Origin of the sequence: Okeania sp. SIO3I5 (genome assembly GCF_010672085.1) — a bacterium.
GTDB lineage: Bacteria > Cyanobacteriota > Cyanobacteriia > Cyanobacteriales > Microcoleaceae > Trichodesmium.
Genome location: NZ_JAAHHT010000108.1, coordinates 15,034 through 29,744, shown reverse-complemented (window position 1 = coordinate 29,744; position 14,711 = coordinate 15,034). Strand labels below are relative to the sequence as shown.

Genomic DNA, 14,711 nt, shown 5'->3' with positions numbered 1-14,711 from the left:
TGAATATTCTGGTTTCTAAGACTTAGTAAATATTTGCCGACTCGACTGGCACGCCAAATATATAGGTAGTGCTTTGAGAAGCAAAATTTAGGCTGGAAGTCGGCAAAACGGAAGTAAAAAATATTTGAATATTCTGGTTTTCCAAAAAGAGTAAATATTTGGCGACTCGAATGGCGCGCCAAATATATAGGTAGTGCTTTGAGAAGCAAAATTTAGGCTGGAAGTCGGCACAATGGGAGTCAAAAATATTTGAATCTTCTGGTTTCTAAGACTTAGTAAATATTTGGCGACTCGAATATCGAATTTATCTCCCTATCTCCCTATCCCATTATCAATATTTTTATCCCAATTCAATGGCGCGACTATAAGCTGTACTTGCTTCATCTATTTTTCCCTGCTTTGCTAAAGCATCACCCAAATTTTTATGAAATAAAGGTGAGGTAGGATTGAGATTTATTGCTTGCTGAAATATATAAATTCCTTCTTCCAACTCTCCCATTTTTGTTAAAGCTTCTCCTAAATAGTTATAAGCAAAATCTGACTTAGGATTAATTTCAATAGTACGTCGATAGCAGGCGATCGCTTCTGAAAACCTTTTTTGTTTTGCCAAAACTATGCCAAGTTGTAGATAAATATCTGGATTATTTTTCTCTACTTCCAAGGCAAGTTGATATTCAGAGATTGCTTGCTCAAGATAACCTTTTTTTGCCAATATTTTGGCTAAATTAAAATGAATTTCTGGATTTTCTGGTTCAGTTATTAAAGCAATTTGATAAAAAATAATTGCCGACTCTAGTTTATTTTTACTAAGTAAAATATTAGCCAACTGCTGAGATATTTCTGGATTATATGGCTGAACTTCTAAGAACTTATGGTAATGACTTTCATCCCACGGAGAATATTTTATTCCTAGACGATAATTACTAAGTGCTGCTTGTAAATTTTCCAGATAACGTTGTTGAAAAATATCCCCTAACTTTTCATATACTTCTGTTAAAGTTGGTTCTAGTTTAATTGCTTTTTTATAAGAAGCGATCGCTTCATCCCACTGTTTTTTTCGAGAATATAAATTACCAATAATTTTGTATAATTCTGCCAAATTAGGCTGAATTTTTAATGCCTGAGTATACCAACTCAGGGCAGCTTCTAAATTTCCCTGAGTTTCCCAAGCATTTCCTATAGTTTGATAAGCTGGAATAAAATCTGGTTTTGCCTCTATAATTTGATGACATAGAGCGATCGCTACATCAAATTTACCCAAAACCAAATATTCTGTTGCTTTTTGGTGTTTTTCTATCACATTCAGAATTAAGTATTGATTTTTCATGCTTCACCATATTAAGCTAAAATATATTGTATATTCAAAGATTATTTCTCAAGTACATCCCAAAGAATCTTTTATAGTATATTTGTGATTCGGGAGTAATTAATTAACAATATGTGCATGAGAATATCTAGTCTAGTTCTCTGTTTCCAATGTCTTATATATTTAGATATATCCAGAGGGTTTAAGGAAAAAAATACTTAACTCTACCTCTACTCTTTCCCTTGAATGAATCATTGTTCTCTTCTAGTAATAAAAAGCTAAAAATTATGAATCACAACTATATAAAGCTTGTACATAATCAATTTTAAAAATCCTCAATCTCAGTTGCATAAAAAAATAACTGGAATAACTTTTCAGTGGTAAAAATTAATCATAGAGTTAATTAATTATGAATAGTTAAGGTTGGCTTTGGTGCTTTGATCCAGATTTTTAATTTTGCCTGAATCTCTCAATACTTATTTGGAAAGCTGAGGTTATAAAACTGATGATTGAATGCCTAAAAACTAAACATTAATATCGGCAAATACCAACTTTCATAAGTTCAAACAAAACTAGAAAGAAATTTCAAACTATAAACACAGAAAAAAACTATAGTGTTTTTCAAGTTACTGAGGTACAGTTGTTTTTATTCTTTTCTGTTCCCTCTTTCCCGAATTACTACTCCTTACTCCCTAATTTCTCAAACAAAGTAATTTTGTACCTTACTGAAAAATGGGAATTTCTATAACGAATCAAAACACAACAAACTATGCAGACTATATCAAAAATCTGGGAAAAATATTTCCTAAGTTCAAAAGAATCAAATTTTTTTTTCGATATTGTTATATAATTGTTTATCAAACCACCTGAAAATAAGGTACTATTATTTAGTAATATATATATAAATTCAACTGCAAAGTATTTGAGTATTCTGACGATAAAATAAAGTTTCAAGCCTCCTGCCCTTTTAAGGGGATAAAAAAATAAAATTCAGCCCGGAGGTACTGATAACTGATAACTGTTAACTGATAACTGAAGTAACCAATGAAATTAGATTTAAAGAACCTTTGTTTGCAAAACTCAGTCTCCCCCAGAGGTATTATTCATGTGGGTGCTTATGATGGTAAAGATATTAAACTTTATCAAACTTTAGGCATCTCAAAAATTCTCTTAATTGAAGCTAACCCAACAGTATTTGAAAGGTTAAAAGCAAATATTTCCACAGCATCTGTAGATGTGCAAGCTGTTAACTATGCTATTAGTAATCAAAATGGCAAAGTCAAATTATATGTCAACTCAATGGGGCAAAGTAGTTCCATTTTTCCCTTGAAACATTATCGAGATATTTACCCCAATATTCAAGAAACTCATCAACTTACTGTTGAGTCAAAAACATTGGATACTTTGGTACAAGAATTAGAGCTTTCTCCAAGAGATTTTAATATCCTTAATTTAGATATTCAAGGGGCAGAACTTTTAGCATTACAAGGAGCAACTAATCTACTTAAATATATAGATGCAGTTTACACCAAAGTTAATTATGAGGAACTCTATGAAGGTTGTGCAATAGCCGAAAAAGTTGATGAGTTTTTAGCACAGACTGGTTTTGGTATGGTGGCAGTAGCAAAACCTTTTCACCCATCTTGGGGAGATGCTTTTTATGTGAGAAAACAAGTAGTTAGTATGTCTACTCTTGGCAAAAATACTGGATTGGGGAATCAAATTTTTCAGTATGCTTTCTTAAAAATATATGCTCAAGAAAATGGGTTATCTGTAGAGACTCCTAAATGGGTAGGGCAGGAATTATTTGGGCATAAAGATGGAGGAATTTCTGAAGATTTGCCTGTAGTTGTTGAGAATAATAATGAAATTTTCTCTGGTAATGGAGAAATTTGGAAAAATGTGGATATTCAGGGAGAATTTTTATATCACACTAGCTATTATGTGACTCAGAAAGAATATTTTTGTTCTTTATTTCAACCTGTAGCAGAAATAGAAGCTCAAGTAAAAATTGCTTGGGAAAAATTGCGCTCTTTTGGTAAAACTATCATCGGTTTACATTTACAATTACCCTCAGATGAAAATAATAATTCTGTTGTTGTTCCTAGTGAATGGTATGAAATTTGGTTGCATGGTTTATGGGAAACTTTAGAGGAACCTGTTTTATTTATTGCCAGCGATAATTTAGAGGAAATACCCCTAGTTTATTTTTCTGAATATAATCCTATAACGGTTCGAGATTTGGAGGTAGAAGTTAATCTAGAATATCTGAATTTTTTCTTATTGAGTAAGTGTGATTTTGTTGCTATTTCTAATACTGCCTTTGCTTTTGCTAGTTGTCTCTTAAATGAAACAGGAAAATATTTCTTTCGCCCCCACTGTCCGACTGCAAAACTTATACCTTTTGAACCTTGGAATAGTCTGCCAGTTTTTCGGGATGTAGATATTGATGAGGTAGGAAAAAGTATTTCATTTGAAGCAACATTTCAGCAAATACAGTCTCAACTTCAGCAAACTTGCGCCGAATTGGAAAATATCCAATCTCAGAAAGACGAACTTTCTCAAAAATTAGTATCTACTGAATCTCAACTTCAGCAAACTTGCGCCGAATTGGAAAATATCCAATCTCAGAAAGACGAACTTTCTCAAAAATTAGTATCTACTGAGTCTCAACTTCAGCAAACTTGCGCCGAATTGGAAAATAGTCAATCTCAACGAGACCAAATCTTAGGAGAATTAGAACAATTCCACTCTCAACTTCAACAAAATGAAGAAAAAGCTCAAAATGCCGAATCTCAACTCCAGCAAACTCGCCAAGAATTAGAAAATGCTCAATCTCAGAAAAATCAACTTTCCCAAGAATTAACATCAGCTCAATCTGAACTTCAGCAAAACCAAGAAAAAGCTCAAAATGCCGAATCACAACTCCAGCAAACTCGCCAAGAATTAGAAAATATTCAATCTGAGAAAAATCAAATTTCCCAAGAATTAACATCAGCTCAATCTGAACTTCAGCAAAACCAAGAAAAAGCTCAAAATGCCGAATCTCAACTCCAGCAAACTCGCCAAGAATTAGAAAATGCTCAATCTGAGAAAAATCAACTTTCCCAAGAATTAACATCAGCTCAATCTCAACTTCAGCAAAATCAAGAAAAAGCTCAAAATGCCGAATCACAACTCCAGCAAACTCGCCAAGAATTAGAAAATCTTCAATCTGAGAAAAATCAACTTTCCCAAGAATTAACATCAGCTCAATCTCAACTTCAGCAAAACCAAGAAAAAGCTCAAAATGCCGAATCTCAACTTCAAAATATTAAGACAGAATTAGATAAATCTCACTCCGAACTACATGATACGCGAGAAGAATTAGAAATTACTCAATTTCAACTAGATGAAGTACAGGCAGAATTAGAACAATCTCAATCTCAGTTATCCAAATATCAGGAACAACTCAATACCTATCAATCTCAACTTCAACAAACTCAAATAGAACTAGAAAAAAACAAATTAAAACTAGAAAATCAGGAAAAAATATTACCAAATCAAAATATAACAAACTATGCAACTCATATCAAAAATCTAGCAAAAATTCTCGCAGAAACAATCCCAGATTGATATAATAAGCATTTAGCTATCAGCAGTCAGCGGTCAGCTTTTCCTCGGGAATTCTGCACAAACAACTTTTTAATGAATGAAGCAAGTATTGGTTTAATTTCTACTAAATTTTTAACTAATTAGCTGATAGCTGACTAATTACATTATCCCTCATAATTTCCCTCTTTCTACTACTAAATTAAAGGTTATGAAAACAGCATTAATTTCAGGAATTTCCGGTCAAGACGGTTCTTACTTAGCTAAATTATTACTAGAAAAAAGTTACAATGTTTGTGGCACTTCTAGAGATGCTCAAATGTCTAGTTTTAACAACTTATCTCGTTTAGGTATTCGTGACCAAATCAAGTTAGATTCCATGTCTTTAAATGACTTTAGAAGTGTCTTACAAATATTAACCAAATATCAACCAGATGAAATTTATAATCTAGCTGGCCAAAGTTCAGTAGGTCTGTCTTTTCAGCAACCTGTAGAAACATTAGAAAGTATCGCTACTGGCACCTTAAATTTATTAGAAGCAATTCGATTTACTGGAGCAAAAATTAAATTATATAATGCCAGTTCTAGTGAATGTTTTGGCGATACAGGCGGTAAACCCGCTACAGAAATTACTCCATTTCGCCCAAGAAGTCCTTATGCTGTTGCTAAATCTGCAGCTTTTTGGGAAGTGGCAAATTATCGAGAAGCTTATAATTTATTTGCTTGTTCTGGAATTTTATTTAATCACGAATCTCCCCTCAGACCAAAACGTTTTGTAACTCAAAAAATTGTCTCAGTTGTTTGTAAAATTGCTAAAGGTAGTAAGGAGAAATTACACTTAGGAAATATTTTAGTACAAAGAGATTGGGGTTGGGCGCCAGAATATGTAGAAGCAATGTATTTAATGTTGCAGCAAGATGAAGCAGATGATTATGTAATTGCTACTGGAGAAAGTTATCCTTTGCAAGATTTTGTAGTTGAAGCTTTTAATTCTGTAGGATTAAATTGGGAGAATTATGTAGAGGTAGATCGGAGTTTATATCGCCCTACTGATATTTCTGTTGGTAGGGCAAATCCAATCAAAGCTGAAGAAAAATTAGGATGGAAAGCAAATTATAAAATGCCAGATGTTGTGCGAATTATGGTTAAGGAGAGAATGGCTAATTTTTAAAGAAGAAGTAAGAAGGAATAAGGCAAAAGGAAGAGGAAAAGTCAATGAGTTTATGGAACCATTTGGTATCTTTAAACCCGCGATTAAATTTTTGGGTTACGAGTGGGGAGTGGAATAGAGTCAATACAGGAAAAAGATTGAAAAATTATCTCTTACTCCCCTTACTTTTAAGATTAGAATCAGATTTTTCCATCATCAAATCTTTCCATCCATCCCACGTGAAATGAAAAATTACAAACATTTTCATTTTATTAAGCTCCTAAAAAAAATTGCGCGTCAAAGGATTTTAGGTTGCATCCTCACGAAAATTATGATAATCTAAAGTTTAACTGGGGTTACTTGCCAACATAACTGACTTTTTATTCAACATAGTTCTGTTGCTATTGATAAGAGAGAATCAAAATATTCAGGAATGTTTCCGAAGAGTAATACCAGAAATATTTTCATCTTGTGTAGCTTTCGACAAATGCTTAGTTTTCCCTCATCAAATCTTTCCATCCATCCCTCTACCGTAATAACACAATAAATAAAAGTAATCCGCCAAGTTTTAGGAATTTTAGAATCTTTTTTTCGGTAATTTTTATCTTTCGTTAAAACTATGAATAAAACTACAATTATACCTTTAGAAAATGGCGATATGGCTGACGCCACGCTCCGCGTTTCATGTCGCGCAGCGAAACGCTTAACTAGAGATGAATTTGAAAAGCGCTATTTTGCTATGCCAAAACATAAAAAAGCTGAACTTATTGAAGGAATTGTTTATATAGCTTCACCATTAAGATTTTCTGCCCATGGGCAACCTCATTTTCAAATTAATACTTGGTTAGGAGTTTATGCTGCTGCAACTCCTGGAGTTAAGGGTGCCGATAATACAACTACCCGTTTAGATAAAGATAATGAACCTCAACCAGATGCCATGTTATTTATTGAATCAAGTTTAGGAGGACAAATAAAAATTAGCAAGGATGATTATATAGAAGGTGCGCCAGAATTAATTGTTGAAGTTGCTGCTAGTAGTGCTACTTATGATTTACATGATAAATTAAAAGTTTATCAACGTAATGGAGTAAAAGAATATTTAGTTTGGAAAGTTTACGAACAAGAATTAAGCTGGTTTAGGTTGTCTAAAGGTGAGTATATTTCTGTTGCTCTGGATGAAAATGGAGTTATAAAAAGTCAAGTTTTCCCTGGGTTATGGTTAGCAGTTAAATCTTTAATAGAGGGAAATTTAGCTGAAGTATTAAATGTACTTCAACAGGGATTATCTAGTTCAGAACATCAAAAATTTCTCAGTCAACTTAACAGCTAATTACCTTTTTTAGTTAGGTTGAGTATATTTCTGTTGCTCTGGATGAAAATGGAGTTATAAAAAGTCAAGTTTTCCCTGGATTATGGTTAATAGTAAAATCCTTAATAGAGGAAAATTTAGCTGAAGTATTAAATCTACTTCCACAAGGATTAGCTAGTTCAGAAAATCAAACATTTCTCAGTTAACTTAACAGCTAATTACCTTTTTTAGTTAGGTTGAGTATATTTCTGTTGCTCTGGATGAAAATGGAGTTATAAAAAGTCAAGTTTTCCCTAGATTATGGTGAGCAGTTAAATCTTTAATAGAGGGAAATTTAGCTGAAGTATTAAATGTACTTCAACAAGGATTCGCTAGTTCAGAACATCAAACATTTCTCAGTTAACTTAAAAGTTAATCACCATTTTTAGTTAGGGTCACTATCTTTCTGTTTTTGCGGATGAAAATGGAGTTATAAAAAGTCAAGTTTTCCCTAGATTATGGTGAGCAGTTAAATCTTTAATAGAGGGAAATTTAGCTGAAGTATTAAATGTACTTCAACAAGGATTCGCTAGTTCAGAACATCAAACATTTCTCAGTTAACTTAAAAGTTAATCACCATTTTTAGTTAGGGTCACTATCTTTCTGTTTTTGGGGATGATGATATTGAGTTATAAAAAGTCAAATCAATTCAAAATTCTTGCATTATTAATTCGCTCATTATAACCTCTGCCTGTTTGCTCCGCATTCCGCAGTCAAGTCAGAGACTTGAAATAAGGAAAATATTTTTGATTTTTTCGTATTTGTACGAACGAGGTTTGAATCCTTAATTCAAAAATTATTTAATAACTTAGCAGCCCAAATTTTTGAACTTTGAATTGAGCAGTTTTGAATTTAAAAAACGGTCAAGTTTTCCCTGGATTATGGTGAGCAGTTAAATCTTTAATAGAGGAAAATTTAGCTGAAGTCTTAAATTTACTTCCACATGGATTAGCTAGTTCAGAACATCAAACATTTCTCAGTTAACTTAACCGTTAATCACCATTTTTAGTTAGGTTGAGTATATTTCTGTTTTTATGGATGAAAGCTGAAGTATTAAACCTACTTAAACAAGGATTAGCTAGTTCAGAAAATCAAAAATTTCTCAGTTAACTTAAAAGTTAATCACCATTTTTAGTTAGGGTCACTATCTTTCTGTTTTGGCGGATGAAAATGGAGTTATAAAAAGTCAAGTTTTCCCTGGGTTATGGTTAGCAGTTAAATCTTTAATAGAGGGAAATTTAGCTGAAGTCTTAAATGTACTTCCACAGGGATTAGCTAGTTCAGAACATCAAAAATTTCTCAGTCAACTTAAAAGTTAATCACCATTTTTTAGTTAAGGTAACTATCTTTCTGTTTTTGTGGATAAAAATTGAGTTATAAAAAGTCAAGTTTTTCCTAGATAGATTATGGTTAATAGTAAAATCCTTAATAGAGGAAAATTTAGCTGAAATTAAATCCTTAATAAAGGAAAATTTAGCTGAAGTATTAAACCTACTTAAACAGGGATTAGCTAGCTCAGAAAATCAAAAATTTCTCAGTCAACAACTTAGATCCCAAATTTTTGAACTTTGAATTGAGCAGTTTTGAATTCAAAAAATGGTCAAGTTTTCCCTAGATTATGGTGAGTAGTTAAATCTTTAATAGATGGAAATTGAGCTAATGCTTAAAAAGAATCGAACCAATTGATTTTAGACAGCCAAATCTATAATTTTTTCAATATTTATTCCTTCTCTCCTAGATAACTAAAGCCTTCTTCCTTTTTCCTTCTTTCTAATTTTCTATTATGATAATTATGGAGCTTTACAAAAATTTATAATAATGAACACAATTACAGCAAACCCAACTTTAGAAAATCAACTAGACCAGTATACCTGGACTTGGAAAAACCATAACATCCAATATACCGTTATGGGAACTGGACAACCTTTACTATTAATTCATGGTTTTGGTGCATCCATAGGCCACTGGCGTAATAATATCCCTTCCCTCGCCGCCGTTGGTTACCAAGTATTTGCCCTCGACTTACTAGGATTTGGAGCATCTTCTAAGCCACCCATAGATTATTCAATGGAACTCTGGCAACAACTAATATACGACTTCTGGAGCGAACATATTAACCAACCCACTGTTTTTGTCGGCAACTCAATCGGCGCATTACTCAGCCTAATGATATTAGCAGATTACCCAGAAATTTCCACAGGAGGAATTCTCATCAACTGTGCAGGAGGTTTAAACCATCGACCTCAAGAATTAAACTTTCCTCTAAGATTCATCATGGGAATGTTTACCAAATTAGTTAGTTCTCCAGCTTTAGGACCATTTATTTTTAAGCAAGTTCGTCAAAAATACCGCATTCGTAGCACTCTCAAACAAGTCTATATAAATAAAGAAGCTGTCACAGATGAATTAGTAGAAATAATCCATCGTCCCTCCTGCGATGCTGGAGCGCAAAAAGTTTTTGCTTCAATTCTCACTGCACCTGCTGGACCTCATCCCTCAGAATTACTACCAAAAATTCAAGTACCATTATTAGTAATCTGGGGAGAAAACGACCCTTGGACACCAATATCTGGTGCAAAAATTTATCAAGACTTAGCAGACAAGGTTGAATCTATTCAATTTAAACCCATACCAAATACAGGTCATTGTGCCCACGATGAAAGGCCCACAATAGTTAACTCTTTGATTTTAGATTGGTTAGCTAAACAGTGAAACTCTTAATAGGTAAGACTTTAAAGATTTATCAAAAAAAAATCTTAAAAGTAGTGACAAAACTACCTTTATAGGTTAAACTTATTAGCGTGTGAGGAGCGAATCAGCGAGAGCATCGAGACGAAACACGGCCAGTCGTCGATGCTCTTTCTGAATAAATAATTCTGTTAAAAATCTCTAGTGAGATTAAGACACTATTTTGTGTCACTTATCTTTTTAAGTGGTGTTGAGGAGCATTAAAAAGCGGTCATTAGAAATGACCGCTTTTTTAAATTTTATTTGATATATCTACGACTTGCTGATTAGATTTTCAAGCATTGACAGATAAAGGCGAAAGCCTTTTTTGGGTCGAAAAAAAAAGACTGCTAGGTTTTCAGATCAATGAGCTGCAAAAATTTAGTATTTTAGACAGAATAATTGTATAAAAGTCAAGAGACCGATCCTATGAGTGCTAACATTTGTTAACAATGCACAGCAAGCAAAATCTGCTGAGGGGGTATTTCCCAATGTCTACAAGAAAACCTGTAGACGCTTTGTACGGACGTTGCATAACAAAAATACGAACGTCCCTTTGTCGCCTTGGTTATCGGCGCTCACAGAGGTTTGAATTACTTGACCATGCTAGAGGTAACTTATCAGGATAGCGGTAACAAGCGTAGCCTGGCTTTACACCACAAACTACTCTGTTAGTCGAATCTTACCATAATCTATATAACTTGATAAGTATAACTAGGGTCTGTCATCAATTAGAAGTTAGAAGCTTTGTTACTCAAGGTTTTTAGTGTCTGGAGTCTTTTAAGGCTAAAAGCTCAAAAGTCTTGCTACATAGCACTTTCAAATTTAATTTATGACACGCCCTAGCTCATGTATTAACATAAGCTAAGATATATTAGTAAATCAACAATAGTTAACTAATCTTCATATCCGACTACCTATATAAGTTCTCCATTCCTGCTTCATAAAACTGATACAAAGCGTCACATGACCTGAAAAATTGATGTTTACTTCCTCCTAACTCCTAACCACTCCCCTACTCCCCCACTCCTTAAAAAAAATTTTTCAGCAAACCGTATCTAGTTGGGATTATAGCTTTCTTACTCTGTTGGCATCCAGTCAGTAGTAACATATATATGCCCTAACTCTTGACCCTGATAACTTCTTTTAGCAAACCGCCACCCATTTTCCAGAACAATCTTAGTAAATCCATTGGCCAAACCATAAGTTCTACCAATGAGTAGTCGTGGTGCATTAGAATCATAACGAGAAATACCCATCAGTCGTATATCACCACCACTCATTTGTAAAGAGAGAGCATATTCAAGAGATAGATCAGTACCCGCTATTCGGATAGAATAACCATTACTGTCGGTGGCACGCCCACAAATACCTGTAAAATCGAAATTTAGTAATAGGGGATCAACCAACGTAGGGCGATCGCCACTTTCACTCCAGCATTCTCTGGCATCAGTTTTTTGTTCTATGATTAGCAATTGTGGCCCGAAAGCACGAGGAATTGCAATTGCAACGTATCTAGACTGATCGACTTCTTTTTGGTCAAAGAAATTTGCCTTTGCAGGAACAATAGAAGATAAAGTTAATAACCCTGAAGTTGTAAGTGCAGCTATCAACTGCTTGAAAAAAGTTTTCATCACTCTGCTTTGTCTAATTTTATATATCCAAAGAATGTAAATTTTAGGAAATTTTAGACTTCATTTTGATGCTTATCCTGTTATTTGTCAAATACTATTTAGCCAGTTAGATAAAGTTTTATATTTTTTTTACTTTCTCCATTTTTTGAGATTTAGATATTAAAAATTGTTTCAATTTCAAATTATGATTTATTTGATACAAAAAAAATACGATTTTCTGGTTTATTGAAAATTTTTAGTAATTGAGGATTATTAAAATTTTAACGTTAGATTTATAGAGCTGAAATTTTAAATTTGAAGAGAAAATTAAATATAGAAATATCAAAAGGAGTGAGTTTAACAATTAATAATTAATAACTAACAATTACCTCTTCTTTTCAAGAATAGGATTGTTCCAAAGGAAATTTTTTTCTTGTTTCTCCTTTAAAAGAGAGACTTTAAATCTTAAATTATTCGCTAAAAAGTTATTAGGAATAGGAAATAAGAAATAGAGAACACAAAATAGTAAAAACAGTCTTTTTTACAAAAAAGCAACATTTTCTAAGTATTTTAAGCCTTTTGCTTCAGCGCTCGTTAGTGATAACTGATAACTGATAACTGAAATAACGTATTCTCCCGCGATCTAAAGATTCTAACGGGAGTAACCAGACATCATTTATAAACTTTTACCATCATTTTCCTGACTAATTGTTTCTTGTTTCACCCACTCTTGTTTTTCATGTTCCTGAGCCTTCATCCTCAATCTAACTGAGTTAGCATGAGAAGGCAAACCCTCAGCAGTAGCCAATACATCAATAGCAGAAGCAACCTTTTGTAAAGCAATAGGAGAATATTGAACCAAACTAGAATGCTTCATAAAAGTTTCTACCCCCAATGCCGAAGCATAACGAGCAGCACCAGAAGTCGGCAAAGTATGATTTGGCCCGGCCAAATAATCTCCCACAGCTTCCGGAGTTGAATAACCAAGGAAAATAGCACCAGCATGGCGAATATTTTCCAATAGATCCCAAGGCTCCGAAACCTCTAATTCCAAGTGTTCTGGAGCAAATTGATTAGAAAGTTCAGCAGCAACTTCCAAAGATTCAACAACAACCACCAAACCATAATGAGCGATCGCCTTTTCTGTCAAAGTGCGACGTGGATGATCCTGGAGTTGTCGTTCCACCTCTACCACAACCTGACGTGCTATAGCCGAATCTGTAGTCAATAAAATAGCAGCAGCCAAAGAATCATGCTCTGCTTGAGCCAACATATCAGCTGCCAGATGAACCGGGTTAGCCTCAGAATCTGCAATAATTAGCACCTCTGATGGCCCTGCCAAAGAATCAATACCTACCGTACCATAAACAATTTTCTTAGCCAAAGTTACATAGATATTACCCGGCCCAGTAATCACATCCACTTTTGGGATAGTATCAGTACCATAAGCCAGAGCAGCTATTGCCTGAGCACCTCCGATTTGATAAATTTCTTGAATGCCTGCTTCTTGAGCGGCCACCAGTACAGCAGGATTAATCTTTTTTCCTTGAGCCGGTGGTGTCACCATCACAATCTTTGGGACTTCAGCCACTTGAGCAGGAATAGCATTCATCAGAACTGTACTAGGATAAGCAGCTTGGCCACCAGGAACATAAAGTCCAGCCCTATCAACAGGAGTATAGCGTTTGCCCAAGACTACCTCATCATCACCAAATTGCACCCAGGACTTAGGAACTCGTTGTCGGTGAAAAGCTTCTATCTGTTTAGCAGCCAAACGAATAGAACTTAATAAGTCCTTATTTACTTGCTGATAAGCTGCATCTAATTCTGAACCACTTACCTTTAACTCTTCTGGAGTCAGGGTAATATGGTCAAATTCAGAAGTATAGTGTAACAGAGCTTCATCACCTTGTTCTCTAACGGAGCGCAAAATTTCTCGCACCGTTGTTTCTTTATGAATAGCCATATTATCGTGGGTACGCTCTGTGATGCGTTTCAATTCAGCTTGTGCCTCAACCCACTGAGTAATTATTCGCAGCATAGAGATTAGGAATGCCAACTAAAAAATAAAGTTCGCGCTTTAAGGGTAGTTTCAGAACCAAAAGAGTTGGATCAATATTAAGACTATTTATAATGTTAAACATTCTCATCGGCAATTGTCTTGTAATGATCCTGATTTGATCTAGGAGTAAAAGTCAAACAATTCTCTCAGTTTCCGAATCACCCATTACTCTTTGTTATAGCGTGAAGTCATAACACTGGCATCTTTAAATATTTTTTGAAATCTTATACCGTTTCACTGAATTTAGAATTTAGAATTTAGAATTCAGAATTCCAGATTTGAGAGGCTAAAAACTTTGACACTTCCCTACAGTTTCAGGCAATGTTTCTCAGGAAAAAACTGAATTCAGAATTTAGAATTTAGAATTTAGAATTCAGAATGCCAGATTTGAGAGGCTAAAAACTTTGACACTTCCCTACAGTTTCAGGCAATGTTTCTCAGGAAAAAACTGAATTCAGAATTTAGAATTTAGAATTCAGAATGCCAGATTTGAGAGGCTAAAAACTTTGACACTTCCCTACAGTTTCAGGCAATGTTTCTCAGGAAAAAGCCGATCCAAGACCCATCAATAACTTGTCTATAATACCCAAGTTTTATGTTGAGTAAAGATGTGGGTAATGGATAGCAAGTCTACCAAATCTTAAATCTATTATCTTTTGCTTCTTTGTCCACTTTCCCCCCAAGTCTAATACCATTTTGATAAATAGTTGCTACAAATGCCTAGGGGATTTTTTGGGAGTCAGGTAGGGGAGCCGTCTCCTTGGCGATGATACAATAGTCAGGAGTCATAATAAATAGCTTCAATACCATGTTTTAGGTCGGAAATTATCTTTATTCGTCAAAGGCACATCTTCTGAAAAGTCTTTTGATCGCCCTGACTATTCGTAACATTCTTTTTTTACGCTTGGTATAAC

Annotated in this window: 10 protein-coding genes; 6 read left to right on the top strand and 4 right to left on the bottom strand. The window is 34.1% G+C overall.

The window, feature by feature from the left end:
• Both F6K40_RS22320 and F6K40_RS22315 read right to left on the bottom strand, forming a co-directional pair.
• A partial coding sequence (locus tag F6K40_RS22320) for a hypothetical protein (protein ID WP_293139299.1) occupies positions 1-182 on the bottom strand: 182 nt, incomplete at its 3' end.
• A 158-nt stretch (positions 183-340) separates the two neighbouring features.
• Positions 341-1,327 carry a tetratricopeptide repeat protein gene (locus F6K40_RS22315; protein ID WP_293139298.1) on the bottom strand — a complete coding sequence of 329 codons (987 nt, stop codon included), beginning with the start codon at positions 1,325-1,327 and terminating at the stop codon, positions 341-343.
• A gap of 1,023 nt (positions 1,328-2,350) precedes the next feature.
• On the opposite strand from F6K40_RS22315, the gene F6K40_RS22310 reads away from it, so the two are divergent.
• The 6 genes from F6K40_RS22310 (at position 2,351) to F6K40_RS22285 (ending at position 10,751) form a co-directional block, all read left to right on the top strand.
• Complete coding sequence (locus tag F6K40_RS22310) at positions 2,351-4,921, top strand: FkbM family methyltransferase (protein WP_293139297.1); 2,571 nt, start codon at positions 2,351-2,353, stop codon at positions 4,919-4,921.
• Positions 4,922-5,108: 187 nt separating this feature from the next.
• Positions 5,109-6,068 carry a GDP-mannose 4,6-dehydratase gene (locus F6K40_RS22305; RefSeq protein ID WP_293139296.1) on the top strand — a complete coding sequence of 320 codons (960 nt, stop codon included), beginning with the start codon at positions 5,109-5,111 and terminating at the stop codon, positions 6,066-6,068.
• A gap of 598 nt (positions 6,069-6,666) precedes the next feature.
• Complete coding sequence (locus F6K40_RS22300; RefSeq protein ID WP_375340592.1) at positions 6,667-7,377, top strand: Uma2 family endonuclease; 711 nt, start codon at positions 6,667-6,669, stop codon at positions 7,375-7,377.
• Positions 7,378-8,552: 1,175 nt separating this feature from the next.
• Complete coding sequence (locus F6K40_RS22295; protein WP_293139295.1) at positions 8,553-8,714, top strand: hypothetical protein; 162 nt, start codon at positions 8,553-8,555, stop codon at positions 8,712-8,714.
• 499 nt (positions 8,715-9,213) lie between these two features.
• Positions 9,214-10,107: an alpha/beta fold hydrolase gene (locus tag F6K40_RS22290; RefSeq protein WP_293139294.1), complete on the top strand. Its 894-nt coding sequence runs from the start codon at positions 9,214-9,216 to the stop codon at positions 10,105-10,107.
• Between the two features lie 506 nt (positions 10,108-10,613).
• Positions 10,614-10,751, top strand: coding sequence for a hypothetical protein (locus tag F6K40_RS22285; RefSeq protein ID WP_293139293.1), 138 nt, complete (start codon positions 10,614-10,616; stop codon positions 10,749-10,751).
• A 450-nt stretch (positions 10,752-11,201) separates the two neighbouring features.
• Here the strand turns inward: F6K40_RS22285 and F6K40_RS22280 are convergent, their stop codons facing one another.
• A complete protein-coding gene (locus F6K40_RS22280; RefSeq protein ID WP_293139300.1) occupies positions 11,202-11,756 on the bottom strand; it encodes a DUF3747 domain-containing protein in 555 nt (184 codons plus the stop codon).
• A 655-nt stretch (positions 11,757-12,411) separates the two neighbouring features.
• Positions 12,412-13,776, bottom strand: coding sequence for a histidinol dehydrogenase (gene hisD / locus F6K40_RS22275; RefSeq protein ID WP_293139292.1), 1,365 nt, complete (start codon positions 13,774-13,776; stop codon positions 12,412-12,414).
• Positions 13,777-14,711: the final 935 nt, after the last annotated feature.

Bases quoted from the DNA above. Each gene is read 5' to 3' on its own strand.
- F6K40_RS22315 (WP_293139298.1), bottom strand. From the start codon at position 1,327: ATGAAAAATCAATACTTAATTCTGAATGTGATAGAAAAACACCAAAAA.
- F6K40_RS22310 (WP_293139297.1), top strand. From the start codon at position 2,351: ATGAAATTAGATTTAAAGAACCTTTGTTTGCAAAACTCAGTCTCCCCC.
- F6K40_RS22305 (WP_293139296.1), top strand. From the start codon at position 5,109: ATGAAAACAGCATTAATTTCAGGAATTTCCGGTCAAGACGGTTCTTAC.
- F6K40_RS22300 (WP_375340592.1), top strand. From the start codon at position 6,667: ATGAATAAAACTACAATTATACCTTTAGAAAATGGCGATATGGCTGAC.
- F6K40_RS22290 (WP_293139294.1), top strand. From the start codon at position 9,214: ATGAACACAATTACAGCAAACCCAACTTTAGAAAATCAACTAGACCAG.
- F6K40_RS22285 (WP_293139293.1), top strand. From the start codon at position 10,614: ATGTCTACAAGAAAACCTGTAGACGCTTTGTACGGACGTTGCATAACA.
- F6K40_RS22280 (WP_293139300.1), bottom strand. From the start codon at position 11,756: ATGAAAACTTTTTTCAAGCAGTTGATAGCTGCACTTACAACTTCAGGG.
- hisD (WP_293139292.1), bottom strand. From the start codon at position 13,776: ATGCTGCGAATAATTACTCAGTGGGTTGAGGCACAAGCTGAATTGAAA.